General features: G+C 43.3%; 11 protein-coding genes and 2 tRNA genes. 7 read left to right on the top strand and 6 right to left on the bottom strand.

Going from position 1 to position 13,277, the window contains the following annotated elements; all coding sequences use genetic code 11:
* Positions 1 to 14 precede the first annotated feature (14 nt).
* Positions 15 to 818 carry a DUF817 family protein gene (locus NI468_RS00745; protein ID WP_253099042.1) on the bottom strand — a complete coding sequence of 268 codons (804 nt, stop codon included), beginning with the start codon at positions 816 to 818 and terminating at the stop codon, positions 15 to 17.
* Between the two features lie 10 nt (positions 819 to 828).
* On the bottom strand, positions 829 to 1,899 hold the full coding sequence (hemE, locus tag NI468_RS00740; protein WP_253099040.1) for a uroporphyrinogen decarboxylase: 1,071 nt from the start codon (positions 1,897 to 1,899) through the stop codon (positions 829 to 831).
* Between the two features lie 205 nt (positions 1,900 to 2,104).
* On the opposite strand from hemE, the gene NI468_RS00735 reads away from it, so the two are divergent.
* The 3 genes from NI468_RS00735 (at position 2,105) to NI468_RS00725 (ending at position 5,514) form a co-directional block, all read left to right on the top strand.
* Positions 2,105 to 3,328: a L,D-transpeptidase family protein gene (locus NI468_RS00735; protein ID WP_044110271.1), complete on the top strand. Its 1,224-nt coding sequence runs from the start codon at positions 2,105 to 2,107 to the stop codon at positions 3,326 to 3,328.
* 180 nt (positions 3,329 to 3,508) lie between these two features.
* Complete coding sequence (locus tag NI468_RS00730; protein ID WP_114541932.1) at positions 3,509 to 4,207, top strand: pirin family protein; 699 nt, start codon at positions 3,509 to 3,511, stop codon at positions 4,205 to 4,207.
* Between the two features lie 335 nt (positions 4,208 to 4,542).
* Positions 4,543 to 5,514 (top strand): methyltransferase, encoded by a 972-nt coding sequence (locus NI468_RS00725; RefSeq protein ID WP_253099038.1) that lies wholly within the window; start codon positions 4,543 to 4,545, stop codon positions 5,512 to 5,514.
* Positions 5,515 to 5,638: 124 nt separating this feature from the next.
* On the opposite strand, the gene NI468_RS00720 is transcribed toward NI468_RS00725, so the two are convergent.
* From NI468_RS00720 to NI468_RS00710, 3 genes are all read right to left on the bottom strand, one after another.
* A tRNA-Ser gene (locus tag NI468_RS00720) sits at positions 5,639 to 5,728 on the bottom strand.
* An 87-nt stretch (positions 5,729 to 5,815) separates the two neighbouring features.
* Positions 5,816 to 7,852: an NADPH-dependent 2,4-dienoyl-CoA reductase gene (locus tag NI468_RS00715; protein WP_253099037.1), complete on the bottom strand. Its 2,037-nt coding sequence runs from the start codon at positions 7,850 to 7,852 to the stop codon at positions 5,816 to 5,818.
* A 140-nt stretch (positions 7,853 to 7,992) separates the two neighbouring features.
* A complete protein-coding gene (locus NI468_RS00710) occupies positions 7,993 to 8,346 on the bottom strand; it encodes a hypothetical protein (RefSeq protein ID WP_253099034.1) in 354 nt (117 codons plus the stop codon).
* Positions 8,347 to 8,594: 248 nt separating this feature from the next.
* Here NI468_RS00710 and argG point away from each other — a divergent pair, with 248 nt between their 5' ends.
* Entirely contained in the window at positions 8,595 to 9,935 is a 1,341-nt protein-coding gene (gene argG / locus NI468_RS00705; RefSeq protein ID WP_004279561.1) for an argininosuccinate synthase, read from the top strand.
* Positions 9,936 to 10,019: 84 nt separating this feature from the next.
* Here argG and NI468_RS00700 read toward each other — a convergent pair whose 3' ends face one another.
* Positions 10,020 to 11,291, bottom strand: coding sequence for a GGDEF domain-containing protein (locus tag NI468_RS00700; RefSeq protein ID WP_253099032.1), 1,272 nt, complete (start codon positions 11,289 to 11,291; stop codon positions 10,020 to 10,022).
* A 152-nt stretch (positions 11,292 to 11,443) separates the two neighbouring features.
* Between NI468_RS00700 and pyrC the strand changes: the two genes are divergently transcribed.
* From pyrC to NI468_RS00685, 3 genes are all read left to right on the top strand, one after another.
* Entirely contained in the window at positions 11,444 to 12,478 is a 1,035-nt protein-coding gene (gene pyrC, locus NI468_RS00695; RefSeq protein ID WP_004279558.1) for a dihydroorotase, read from the top strand.
* Positions 12,463 to 13,122 (top strand): ribonuclease T, encoded by a 660-nt coding sequence (gene rnt, locus NI468_RS00690; protein WP_004279557.1) that lies wholly within the window; start codon positions 12,463 to 12,465, stop codon positions 13,120 to 13,122. Before pyrC ends, rnt begins: the two co-directional genes overlap by 16 nt.
* A 20-nt stretch (positions 13,123 to 13,142) precedes the next feature.
* Positions 13,143 to 13,218, top strand: a tRNA-Glu gene (locus NI468_RS00685).
* Positions 13,219 to 13,277 lie beyond the last annotated feature (59 nt).

Genomic DNA, 13,277 nt, shown 5'->3' with positions numbered 1-13,277 from the left:
TAACCTGATTGATTTTACTGTTCCTTGAGCGCCCAATCGCCTTGTGAATTACGCTGTCCCAAGATTTTCAGTACTAACACCAGACTCAGCAATAACAACAAATACCAGGAGCCCAGTTTGCCCCATCCCACCATATGCCATTGCTCAATCTGGCTTGGATAGAGCCAGATCTGGTAAAAGGTACTGATGTTCTCGGCAATCCAGATAATAAACGCCAGAATCAGCAGTACGGGTAACATCGGCAACTGAAAAGTATGCCGATTCAGCTGAAAGCGAATTCTGGTTTTCCAGAACATCAGCACGCTCCAGACAAATAAAATCACCCGATAATCGGGAATAAAAAACTTGCTCATAAAGTTGAGATAAGACAAGACAGCCAATGTCAGCATATGGCTAAAACGCGGCAATTTTTCAAATGAAACCTGATATAGACGTAAAGAGCGCGCAAAAAAACTGCCGACAGCAGAATACATAAAACCGGCAAATAAAGGCACGGTCAGGATTTTAAATATTGCGGGTTGAGGGTAATGCCAGGAAGCAATTGCCGGATGGGTCAGGAAGATTTCCATCACCATGGCCATGAGATGAAATAACGCAATCACTTTGGCTTCAGCCCAGGATTCCAGTTTGGTATAGAGCAATATCACCTGAATCAGCAAAGCAAAAAAAAGCAGATAGTCATACCGGTAAAAACCAAAGAAGAGATCGCTGCCCATAGAAGCAGTCAGCGCAAAAGCGAGCAGGAGTAAAATCCCAAATAAGGCAGCCGAAGCTGCCTTATAAGTAAATTCAAACCCTGATTTGAATAGATCGATCAAGGTTTACATCCTAAAGATATTTGGCACTATACTCATGTACGGTATCAATAAATGCTTTTGGATTCGCCGGATCAACCCACTGGGTAATACCATGACCTAAATTGGCAATATAACCGGTTTTCTCGCCATTGGCATAGGCATCATCCAGCATGGCTTTTGTCGCTTTAATGATGGTGTCTGATGAACCATATAAAGTTGCAGGATCCAGGTTACCCTGAAGTGCTGCACGACCAGCAACCGTTTGACGAGCGACATTCAATGGCGTGGTCCAGTCCAGACCAAATGCATCTGCGCCTGTCGTAATCATCGGTTCCAACCATTGACCGCCACCTTTGGTAAACAGAATTACCGGAATCTTGCGGCTGTCTTTCTCACGTTGCAAACCAGCGACAATCTTCTGCATATAGTTCAGCGAGAACTCGATATATTCACGATGTGCTAATGCCCCACCCCAACTATCAAAGATCTGTACCGCTTGTGCACCCGCATCGATCTGCGCATTCAAATATTCAGTCACTGCATCAGCCAGACGATCCAGTAAAGCATGCAAAACTTCAGGCTGCGCATACATCATCTGTTTGGTAAAACGGAAATCCTTGCTTGAACCGCCTTCGACCATATACGTTGCCAGAGTCCATGGACTGCCCGAGAAACCAATCAGAGGAACCTGACCGCCCAAGGCTGAACGAATGGTCGAAACGGCATTCATCACATAATCCAGATCCGACTTGGCATTAAATGCAGGCAGATTGGCGACATCCTGTTCGGTACGGATGGTCTTGTGAAATTTCGGGCCTTCACCGGCTTCAAAATACAGCCCCAGTCCCAAAGCATCCGGAACCGTCAAGATATCCGAGAATAAAATCGCGGCATCAAGATCATAACGGCGTAAAGGCTGCAAAGTTACTTCACAGGCCAGTTCAGTATTCTTGCAAAGCGAAAGGAAATCTCCTGCCTTGGTACGCGTTTCGCGGTACTCAGGCAAATAACGGCCAGCCTGACGCATCATCCATACTGGCGTAGCATCTACAGGCTCACGCAACAATGCGCGCAGAAAACGATCATTTTTTAAGGTCGTCATTCACATTCCCATCTTTCTTTGACATTGCCAATATCATAGCAAAAAGGCCGCAGTTTTAATAACTTCTGGCAACTTTAAAAACCGATCGGATTGAACGGCAACCTAGTGATTTACACAAAACAACTACTGCATCTCCACATTTTTTCTGTAATACTTATAGCGTTTTTTCACATAGTTAAAGAAATAATTCTTAAGGTTGAGTTACATGTTCGTTCGCACAATGCTCGCTGTGAGTCTAGGTTGCATTTTCGCAGGTCAAGTTTTTGCCGCGTCTACTGCTGAACAACCATTAAAACCCCAAGTGGTGACTGATGTTGCAGTGCAAGATCCGATTGATCCATTAGCAACTGAAGCTTCAGCGGCCCAAGCAGCACCTGCAGAAGCGCAAATTACCGCACAAGAACAACAAGACTTAAAACAGGCATCTGAAGCGCTGAATGAGCTACAGGATACCGAAGATCAGACTGCTTCTATTGGCGCAGCACCAAATACCAAAGCACCGACTAACTCTGCAGCGACCAAAGCTTCGTGGACTTTAGACGGCTTAAATAATGCCCAGTGGTATGAAAATATCGGTGCAGGTCAATTCCCAGTTTACGCACGTGCACATGTCATGCTGAATAATGCCCATGCATCACCGGGGGCGATTGACGGAACCAGCGGTAAAAATACACTAAAAGCCATTGCATCTTTCCAGCAAATGAATGGCATTAAACCGACAGGTGTTTTGACTCAGGAAACCTGGGATAAACTAGTTGCACGTCAGGGTTCTAAGCCAGCCTTTGTTGAATACACCATTACTGAAAAAGATCTGGCAGGCCCATTTGCCAAGTCTATTCCTTCAGATTATGCGTTACAGGCGAAAATGAAAGGCTTGTACTACACACGTGTCAGTGAAATGTTGAGCGAAAAATTCCATATGGATGAGAATTTCTTAAAGAAACTCAATCCAAATGCTAACTTTAATAAAGTTGGGGAAAAATTACTGGTCAGTAATGTACGTAATGACTTGCCTGAAGGTATTCACTTGATTGTTGCACATAAAGGTGCGAAACAACTATACTTATTTAACAGTAAAAATCAAATGATCGCGTCATTCCCTGCCACCATTGGTAGTGCGGATACACCATCTCCGACCGGAACCTATAAAGTAACAGGTGTTGCACCAAACCCTTGGTACAGCTATTCACCGTCTAACTTTGTACAAGGTAAAAACTTAAAACCACTATCTTTACCACCGGGTCCTAACGGTCCTGTCGGGAATATCTGGATTGGTTTAAGCAAGAAATCATTTGGTATTCACGGAACACCAAACCCGTCTACCATTTCGAAAACAGCGTCACATGGTTGTATTCGTTTGACTAACTGGGATGCCAATGATCTTGGCCGTAAAGTCAAATCTGGGGTAACGGTTCGTTTCTTAGAATGATGATCGGTCTGCCGATTTGAATAAAAATAGCCTGCTTTTGAGCGGGCTTTTTTATTCCTTATGTTTACTTTCAGCTCTTTCGTTGCAAAAATGCAATGATCTGTCGCCTATTTGAGATTTTTTCAGTTATAAAACGACAGTATGATGATCTCAAGTTAAAAATAATGTCGAGATAAAATCATGAATGCTTTTCTACATCCTAGCGAAAATCGTGGTCATGTAAAAATGGGCTGGCTGGAGTCTAAACACAGTTTCTCATTTGGTAACTGGTATAACCCAAAGTATATGGGTGTCAGCGCTTTACGTGTCATTAATGATGACCTGATTGATGGACATCAGGGTTTTGGAACGCATCCACATGACAATATGGAAATCCTGACCTGTGTGCTGAAAGGAACCATTACCCATCAGGACAGCATGGGCAATCATGGCGGAATCGCTGCGGGTGAATGGCAACTGATGAGTGCAGGAACAGGTGTGCGGCACAGTGAAATGAACCAAGGCGACGAACAGGTCCATTTACTGCAAATCTGGATTATTCCAAATGAACGTGATGCCAAGCCGAACTATCAGCAAATCCGTCTTGACCCGCATGAGCAACCGAACCAGTGGCATTTGATTTGTGGTCCGAATGACAATGCACCGATGCATATTCGTCAGAATGCCGAAGTCAAAACTGCGGTGATTCAGCAAGGCCAAAGTCTGGAAGTGAAAGCGACCCAGCATATTAATTATGTACATGTTGTTTCTGGCACTGTCCAGATCGCTGAACATACAGTTGAAGCTGGCGGCGCAATTGCTTTTCTAGATGATACAGAAATTAAAGCAAGCGAAGATGCGCAAGTGATCTGGTTTGATTTGCCGGAAGTACCCAACTAAGCTTTTAAAGCTCTCAGCTCTAATGGCTATTGATCCCAGTGATTAATAGCCATTTTTTATACGTATAATCATGAATAAAAAATAATAGTTCGCAAAATCATAATAAGGCTGCTTAACCAATAAAATTATGCCTACGACCTATACAAATCCAACCAATTCTCATCACATTTTTACCTAAGCAATGCATTATTTAGGTGAATATAAACTGATCCCTTTCCATGGAATCCAGTGCTGTATAGCTTTGATCATTCACGACTGGTTTGATATTGTCTTTTGCAGGCATAAAGTGAATTAATCTTTTCATGTAGGTTAAATAAATAGAAGAGCATATTCGTATGAACCAGATTTTAGAGATGCAAAGCATCCAGCAGCAAGCTTTGTTTTATTTATTAGCCTTTTTAAAACAACAAGATTATCAGTTCACGACCATTACACCACTTTCCCACCAGCGAATTCTGAATCGGAAAAAGAATGAAATTTATAAGCACAGAACCCTTCAGGATATCTTTGGCTGGAATCTAAACTTTAAAAAAACTGATCTTGATCCCGTTCTGTTTGAATTATTGCAAGAACATCAACTTCTACAGGTTCAGGAAGATCAATACTTGAGTCAGATTCGAGTTTCTTCACTCGATGGCGAACTCTTTATTCATTCAGCTTTTCCGACTACTCAGCAAGATGCGGTATTTTTTGGCCCGGATACGTATCGCTTTATCTATCATCTCAAGCAATATCTAGCCACTCAGCCTCGTCCTTTCAAACGGGCCGTGGAAATGTGTTGTGGCACTTCAGCAGCCGCGATCAGCATTGCCAGACATTTTCCAGATGTTAATGAAATTATGGTTGCAGACCTGAATCCCAAAGCCTTGCTCTATAGCCAGATTAATATCAGTTTTGCCGGCTTAAACCATATTCATCCGGTTCAAAGTAATTTATTTTCCAATCTTGATGGAAAATTTGATCTGATTTTTGCTAATCCACCGTATTTAATTGATCCCGAACAACGTCAATATCGTCATGGCGGTAATGCGCTGGATGGCTGTGATTTATCATTCAGGATTATAAAAGAAGGTCTACAGCGCCTGAATTCTGGCGGACATTTATTTCTATATACCGGTGTGACCGTGACTGAACATGGCAATCTGTTTTTGCAGCATCTTAAAGATTTGATGAAACAGCATCAAAATATAATCTGGTCCTATGAAGAAATTGACCCGGATATTTTTGGTGAAGAACTGGAACAACCGGCTTACCAACATGTGGAAAGAATTGCGTTGGCATTAATCAAAATTGAAGTAGGCAATTAAAGAATATTTATTAATTATGGAATTTTAAAATTTTGACTTTGTTCGCTATCAGCTTATTTTAAATCGTTTTATTAAAATCATAGAAATAAAAAACCCCAATCTTTCGACTGGGGTTTTTAAAATTTGGCGGAAGCGGTGAGATTCGAACTCACGGAGGACTCACACCCTCGTCGGTTTTCAAGACCGGTGCATTAAACCGCTCTGCCACGCTTCCATGGGCGCAATAATACGGAGCTTTTGTCCGGCTGACAAGTGAAAATTACAGTGAATGCAATCAACTGCATATAGTTTCATCAAATCCTTACAGTTTTGCTGCTAATTCCGCTCCCTCACGAATGGCGCGCTTGGCATCGAGTTCAGCAGCCAGTTTTGCACCGCCAATAATATGATACTGCGCCAAGGTATTTTCCCCAGCACTCGGCATCAGGTCTTTTACCGATTCCTGACCTGCACATACCACAATGCTATCCACACGCAATAATTGAGCATGGCCATCTACCTCAATCCATAAGCCTTCATCCGTGACAGATTTATATTGCACACCGCGCAACATCCGCACGGCATGTTTTTTTAATTGGGCACGATGTACCCAGCCTGAAGTCTTGCCTAGTCCTGCGCCAAGCGGTGTCTTTTTACGTTGTAATAGATAAATTTCCCGTACTGGAGGTTCTACTTCAGCACGCTGTAACCCGCCTTCAGTCACATAATCTGGATGAGAATCTACACCCCATTCACGCTTCCACTCATCCACAGGTTGCGGCTGTATTTGATGCGGTGGCTTTAATAAAAACTCGGACACATCAAAACCGATCCCGCCTGCGCCAATAACCGCAACACGATCACCGACAGGTGCGCCACGTAGCACTTCTGCATAAGATAATACTTGTGGTGCCTGACTGCCTTCGATATTCAAGGCACGCGGCACAACCCCTGTAGCCACAATCACCTCATCAAAACCCTCACGCTCCAACTGCTCGCGGTTGACTCGGGTATTGAGACGCAGATCAACTCCGGTTTTTTCTAGCTGCACTTTAAAATAACGAATCGTTTCGTGAAATTCTTCTTTCCCCGGAATCACTTTAGCCAGATTGAACTGCCCGCCTACTTCATGACTGGCCTCAAACAAAGTGACATCATGCCCGCGACTGGCTGCGACAGTAGCCGCTGACAGACCTGCAACACCACCACCAATCACTGCAATACTTTTCGGTTTTTTAGTTTTGACATAGACCAGTTCGGTCTCATAAGCGGCACGCGGATTGACCAGACAGGTTGCGCGCTGGTTTTTAAAGGTATGATCCAGACAAGCCTGATTACAGGCAATACAGGTATTGATTTCATCAACACGATTGGTTGCAGTTTTATTGACCCAGAACGCATCTGCCAAAAGTGGACGTGCCATCTGCACCATATCTGCCTGACCAGAAGCCAGAATTGCTTCGGCAGTGTCTGGCATATTGATCCGGTTGGATGCAATCACCGGCACCGAAACATGTTTCTTAACTTCAGCCGTGTAATCGACAAAAGCAGCACGCGGTACAGAAGTCACAATAGTGGGAATACGCGCTTCATGCCAGCCAATACCGGTATTAAGTAAAGTTATCCCGGCCTTTTCTAATGCTTTAGCAACGGTAATCACTTCTTGCATGGTATTGCCATCATGTACCAAGTCCAGAAGCGACAAACGAAAACAGATAATAAATTTTTTGCCAATTTCTTCACGAATGGCTTTGACGATTTCTACAGCGAAACGCATCCGGTTTTCGATCGGACCTCCCCAACGGTCGGTACGCTGATTGACATGACGGCTTAAAAACTGATTTAGCAAATAACCTTCAGAACCCATGATTTCCACGCCATCATAGCCGGCCTTTTTAGCAATGCTAGCAGTTTTTACATAATCCTGAATCGTATTCAAAATCTGCTTATCTGACATTTCACGCGGTTTAAAAGGAGAAATCGGCGATTTGATTGGACTGGCCGAGACCACAAAAGGCTGATAGCCATAACGTCCGGCATGCAGAATCTGCAAAAGGATTTTGGCACCATGTTTATGAACTGCATGGGTGACTAATCGATGTGGTGCAATATCGCCCAAGGTATTCATGGTGCCGCCTGCCGGCAATAACCAGCCTTGACGGTTTGGCGATATACCACCCGTAATCAGCAGACCTACGCCACCCTTTGCTCGTTCACCAAAATACGCAGCTAGTTTAGGATAATTATAGAAGCGGTCTTCCAGACCAGTATGCATCGACCCCATCACCACCCGATTTTTAATGGTGGTAAAACCCAAATGCAGTGGCTTTAAAATGTTGGCATAGCGCGTCGTGGTCATAACAAATCCCTGATTATATTTGGCTGAGCAAGTCATTCCCTTACTTTAACTGATTTTCAGAGGCTTTTTATGACCCGGAGTTCAGCATTTTCAGGCACAAACATCAATCTTCGAAAACAGCTCGTTCTATACATCACGAATTAGCTCTGCCATTGCCGTGCAGTGGATTTCCATAATGCAATCGCGCCCAATACTGTACCAATTGGAAAACTCAGCAACATCAGGATGGCCATTATTCTGGATAAAGTTTGTCCTGAACCATTGTCCTGCTTCACCTTGATACTGGCCTGTATATTAAAAAACATCAGCAAGCCTAAAAGCAGCAGCACCACAGCTAAACTCAGCATGGAAATACTAGATTGCTGATATTCAAGATATAAAAACAGCACTGTACTAAAACCAATCAGGCCGGCATAAATCCCATGTAACAGTGCCAGCGTTTCATTCTTAGCTTTAAGATTTAAATTAGGTAAAGGTGGGATGCGAGTCGCCATGCTTTTATTCCTGTTTTATCTGATTTTTAACTTTATTCGGCTGAATATAACCAATTTCTTCCGTTTTCAGCAGGATTCTGGTGAAAATCGTGCGATTTATGATTATTTAAGCCTATTGAATAGAGATTTTAAAACGAGTTTTTCTTTTCTAAAGCAAACCTAAATAAATTAATGATACAATTGATGCAATATGTATTTTTTCAGGCCACCAATTCTGGCGTGCCTATTTCATATCATTAGGATGAACAATGTCTGATAATGCAACTATCTTGCAGAATGTCCCAGTAGGTAAAAAAGTTGGTATTGCCTTCTCTGGTGGTCTAGATACTTCTGCTGCTCTTTTGTGGATGAAACAAAAAGGCGCTGAACCTTATGCTTACACAGCTAACTTGGGTCAGCCAGACGAAGACGATTACGATGCGATTCCAAAAAAAGCTGAAGCTTATGGCGCAGTAAAAGCACGTTTAATCGACTGCCGTTTACAGCTTGCATTAGAAGGTATTGCTGCAATTCAATGTGGCGCGTTCCATATTTCTACAGGTGGTATGCCTTATTTCAACACGACGCCATTGGGTCGTGCAGTAACTGGCACCATGCTAGTAACTGCCATGAAAGAAGATGATGTTAACATCTGGGGTGACGGTTCGACTTATAAAGGCAACGACATTGAACGTTTCTACCGTTATGGCTTGTTGACCAATCCTGCGCTTAAAATTTACAAGCCTTGGTTAGACCAAACTTTCATTGACGAGCTGGGCGGCCGTGCGGAAATGTCACAGTTCCTGATCGACAATGGTTTTGACTATAAAATGTCAAAAGAAAAAGCTTATTCAACTGACTCAAACATGCTGGGTGCGACGCATGAAGCTAAAGATCTTGAATACCTGAATGCAGGCATCAAAATCGTTGAGCCAATCATGGGCGTTGCGTTCTGGAAAGATGACGTAGAAGTAAAAGCTGAAGAAGTATCGATTACTTTTGAAGAAGGCTTCCCGGTTGCGATTAACGGTCAACGCATTGAAGATCCAGTTGAATTTATTCTTGAAGCGAACCGCATCGGTGGCCGTCACGGTCTAGGTATGTCGGATCAAATCGAAAACCGTATCATCGAAGCGAAATCTCGCGGTATCTATGAAGCTCCGGGTATGGCGCTGCTTCACATCGCTTATGAGCGTCTGGTAACGGGTATTCATAACGAAGATACGATTGAACAATACCGTATTAACGGTCTACGTTTAGGTCGTTTGCTTTACCAAGGTCGCTGGTTCGATTCTCAAGCGCTTATGCTGCGTGAAACTGCACAGCGTTGGGTTGCTAAAGCAGTTACCGGTACTGTAACGATCGAATTGCGTCGTGGTAATGACTACACCATTATGAATACTGAATCTCCGAACCTCACTTATGAAGCTGAGCGTTTGACTATGGAGAAAGGTGATTCTATGTTCTCGCCGATGGATCGTATTGGTCAGTTGACCATGCGTAACCTGGATATCACGGATACTCGTGCTAAACTGGGCATCTATACAGAGACTGGTTTATTGGCAGTTGGTTCAGCATCTGCAGTGCCACAACTAAAAGACAAAAACTAAGTTTTAGTCCTTTTTAGTTTCATAAAAAACCGCTCCTGATGAGCGGTTTTTTATTGAGGGTTCGTTTATTGATTGTAATAATCTCTAACCATTTGCGATATCTGAATTGACTGAACGAATGGACTGATAATAAATCTGGTTGCGTCCAAGCTGTTTGGCACGATATAGCGCCTGATCCGCGATTCCCAATAAGGCGTCTTTATCAATATCATCTTCACCACGATAGACGGTAATGCCTAAACTGATGGTGATATGTTTCGCAACCGAGGATTTTTCATGTGGAATTTCCAGACGATCAATCGCCTTAAAAATATTTGAAGCCACTGCATAAGCACCATGTGCATCCGTTTCTGGCAAGAGCACCACAAACTCTTCCCCGCCATAACGCGCGACAAAGTCCATATGACGGATCGCATTTTTGATGGTTTTGGCAATAGTCGAAATGACATCATCACCTTTCTGATGCCCATAAAAATCGTTGTAATTTTTAAAGAAATCTACATCGATAAACAGAATTGCCAATGCCGTTTCTTCACGATGTGCACGTTCGAAATGGACTTGCAGCGTCTCATCAAAAGTCCGTCGATTGGAAATCTTGGTCAGCTCATCGTACTGACTCAAATGTAATAATTCGTTGGTATGGATACGCTGGATCTGCTCACTGATTCTGGCGCGAATGCTATAGAGAAATATCACACGCTCACGGGCAAAAATCATATGGCTAATCACATAACCCAGCAAGCAACTTCCAATTAAAATCCGGCCAAAAACCATAGGATTAAATTCAACTGAAAGGCTAAACAATACAAGAATAGTAGTTGCCGCAGCGAGTAATCCGGTGACCAGCATCTGAATCGGCTTAATACCGGTCAGAACATAACCCAGGATATATACGATCGTGACTATCGCCATGGATTGATGCTGCAAGGCATCAGTTTTAATCGACATGGTGATACATGAAATTGACACCTGTACCCAGAATACCAACAGCATCGAAGCCTGAGGAAAAAAGCGCTTGATCTTGGGTAAACAGGAGAACATATAAAAAATAATTAATGACACGCCGCCGTTGAGCAAGCCCAACATACACAGGACAAAATCATGCACGAAATATTCTTTGCTGATGCTCCAGTAATCTGTAGGAATCATTACCACTAAAAAAAGGAAATAGGCCAATACCCCAGCCCACACATATTTTTCGACATGTTTGCGGGCGCGTTCCAGATTTTTGGTCCAGAATTCTTGTTCCAGATGTTGAGGGAAGACCGGGCCTACACGCTGACTTTGCCGTGTAATCAGTTGTTCTATGTCTTCTTTATCATCTTGCAATTTCACTAGATTGTACTTGTATTCCATTGCCAAGTATTTATGTAATTTTTTTATTAATTTTAAAATAACATACTTTTTAAAATTAATTTATACATATCCCTTATTTTGTAGCGCTTTCTCGTTACCATTTTTACTATAGATGGATTATCATTTGTTTTATTTGTTCGACTGAATTTGCCTTGAATACGATTACGATTCTCCAGCCAGATGATTGGCACGTTCACCTGCGTGATGGTTTAGCACTTCAACGTACCGTTCCCGATTTAGCCAAGCAGTTTTCTCGTGCCATTTGCATGCCAAATCTGGTGCCACCCGTAAAAACCGTCGAAGAGGCCAATGCTTACCGTGAACGTATCATGGCACATGTGCCTGAAGGGGTAAATTTCGACCCGCGTATGGTGCTGTATTTCACTGACAACACCCCGGCAAGTGAAGTTAAAAAGATCAAAGAATCTGCGCATGTCAATGCCATCAAGCTCTATCCTGCGGGTGCGACCACCAACTCCGATAGTGGTGTGAGCGATATGAGCAAAGTCTACGGCGTAATTGAACAGCTTGAAGAACACCAAGTGCCTTTATTGCTACATGGTGAAGTGACGCATAATCATGTCGATATTTTTGACCGTGAAAAGCGTTTCCTGGATGAAGTGCTGGCTCCCTTACTCAGACAATTTCCCAAGCTGAAACTGGTGCTCGAACACATCACCACCAGCGAAGCAGCAAACTTTGTACTTGAGCAAGACCGTAATGTCGCTGCAACCATTACGCCGCAACATTTATTGTTTAACCGCAATGACATGCTGGTTGGTGGGATCAAGCCGCATTTCTACTGCTTGCCGATTTTAAAACGTCAAACGCATCAGCAAACTTTGCTGGAAGTCGCAACCAGCGGTAATCCTAAATTTTTCCTGGGAACAGATAGCGCGCCGCATTCAAAAAATGCAAAAGAAAATGCGTGTGGCTGTGCAGGATGTTATAGTGCGCCGACTGCCATTGAGCTGTATGCTCAGGCATTTGATCAGGTGGGTAAAATTGAACGCCTGGAAGGTTTTGCCAGCCATTTTGGTGCAGACTTCTATGGCCTGCCACGTAATACCAATACCATTACCCTGGTTAAAGAAGATCAAGTAATCCCTGAAAGTTTAGACTATCTGGATGGTGAACAGATTATCCCACTGTATGCTGGTAAAACCATTCAATGGAGAAAAGTGTGACAAATGAAACGCTCCCAATCATTGGTCAACGTTTTCGTGGATTCTTACCTGTAGTTGTCGATGTCGAGACTGCAGGTTTTAATGCGCAGACTGATGCATTGCTGGAAATTGCGGCCATTCCGATTGTTTATAATGAGGAGGGTCAATTTGTGCCGGGTCAAGCTTACCATGCACATATCAATCCTTTCGAAGGGGCAAATCTCGACCGACGTTCGCTGGAGTTTATTGGGATCGATCCTTCGAATCCGATGCGAATCGCCATGGCCGAAGATGAAAAAACTGCGCTTAAGCGTATTTTTAAATCTGTGAATGAAGTGCGTCGCCAGCAAAACTGTACCCATGCAGTTTTAGTTGGACACAATGCACATTTCGATTTGGGTTTTCTTCAGGCCGCGATTGCGCGTACCGGAACCAAAAACCAGAACCCATTTCATAGTTTTTCTGTCTTCGATACAGTGACTTTAAGTGCGGTGATGTTTGGTCAGACCGTACTGGCAAAATCCTGTATTCAGGCTGGGATTGAGTTTGATGGCAAAGAAGCCCATTCTGCATTATATGATACGCAGAAGACCGCTGAACTGTTTTGCTATATTTTAAACAAACTCGCACCTCACCTGCTTGACACTCTGGTGGCGGATCAATAAGATACCGCCATCTTCTAAACGTCCCTATCGTCTAGAGGCCTAGGACATCGCCCTTTCACGGCGGTAACCGGGGTTCGAATCCCCGTAGGGACGCCATCTATTTTTTCTCTTCTTTATATTTCTTTGATCAGCATCTTAAGCTGCTCAAGTCTTAC

This window comes from Acinetobacter lwoffii (assembly GCF_024129355.1).
GTDB lineage: Bacteria > Pseudomonadota > Gammaproteobacteria > Pseudomonadales > Moraxellaceae > Acinetobacter > Acinetobacter lwoffii_I.
The sequence above is the reverse complement of the archived record's forward strand: the minus strand, read 5'-3'. Positions and strand labels throughout refer to the sequence as shown.

Coding starts and splice junctions, on each gene's coding strand:
- NI468_RS00725 (WP_253099038.1), top strand. CDS start 4,543: ATGAACCAGATTTTAGAGATGCAAAGCATCCAGCAGCAAGCTTTGTTT.
- NI468_RS00710 (WP_253099034.1), bottom strand. CDS start 8,346: ATGGCGACTCGCATCCCACCTTTACCTAATTTAAATCTTAAAGCTAAG.
- argG (WP_004279561.1), top strand. CDS start 8,595: ATGTCTGATAATGCAACTATCTTGCAGAATGTCCCAGTAGGTAAAAAA.
- NI468_RS00700 (WP_253099032.1), bottom strand. CDS start 11,291: ATGGAATACAAGTACAATCTAGTGAAATTGCAAGATGATAAAGAAGAC.
- hemE (WP_253099040.1), bottom strand. CDS start 1,899: ATGACGACCTTAAAAAATGATCGTTTTCTGCGCGCATTGTTGCGTGAG.
- NI468_RS00715 (WP_253099037.1), bottom strand. CDS start 7,852: ATGACCACGACGCGCTATGCCAACATTTTAAAGCCACTGCATTTGGGT.
- rnt (WP_004279557.1), top strand. CDS start 12,463: ATGGAGAAAAGTGTGACAAATGAAACGCTCCCAATCATTGGTCAACGT.
- NI468_RS00735 (WP_044110271.1), top strand. CDS start 2,105: ATGTTCGTTCGCACAATGCTCGCTGTGAGTCTAGGTTGCATTTTCGCA.
- NI468_RS00730 (WP_114541932.1), top strand. CDS start 3,509: ATGAATGCTTTTCTACATCCTAGCGAAAATCGTGGTCATGTAAAAATG.